Below are 526 nucleotides of genomic sequence, written 5' to 3'. Positions count from 1 at the left end.
CTTGACGCGTTCGATGATGTCGGGGTCGTCCACGAAGTCCTCGAGGAAGCTATGCCATTGCTCGATCGAGACCCGAGCAGACATGAGCATGTCCCGAAGTTCGTCGATACCGTCATCCGTGAGGGCAGTCTGGTAGTTGTCCTGACCGAGCTGGACGCTAACTATATTGCCGTAGGTGAGGTTGTCATCGTTGCTGACGATGGCTTCGAGAAGGTCCAACTCCTCTCCGAGCAGGCAGGCAACGTGGCTGAGCAAGCAGACATAGGTTGTCTCAGCCATCAGGCGGCCTCGCTCTCAGGCTGGCTTCTCGGCTGCCAGTTCCATGGGAGCAGTTCGTCGAGCCGGTTTATCTTGTGATCGTGGATGCGGTCGAGGACGTCGGCCAGCCAGGCCTGCGGGTCCAGTTCGCTCATCTTGGCGGTCTCGATCAACGTCATGGCCCGGGCGAGGGTCTCGCCACCGCCGTCGGAGCCGGCGAACAGCCAGTTGCGGCGCCCGATCCCGATCGGGCGCATGGCGCGTTCGG

At 61.6% G+C, this 526-nt stretch carries 2 protein-coding genes; both read right to left on the bottom strand.

Translation table 11 applies throughout. From position 1 onward, the window contains the following. A partial coding sequence (locus ACXAJT_RS27640) for a hypothetical protein (RefSeq protein WP_475242251.1) occupies positions 1-279 on the bottom strand: 279 nt, incomplete at its 3' end. Continuing rightward, positions 279-526: transposase domain-containing protein (locus tag ACXAJT_RS27635; RefSeq protein ID WP_475242249.1), on the bottom strand; the 248-nt coding region annotated here is incomplete at its 5' end. The genes ACXAJT_RS27635 and ACXAJT_RS27640, both read right to left, overlap by 1 nt.

Source organism: Salipiger sp. ABF4_146, assembly GCF_056161345.1.
The sequence above is the reverse complement of the archived record's forward strand: the minus strand, read 5'-3'. Positions and strand labels throughout refer to the sequence as shown.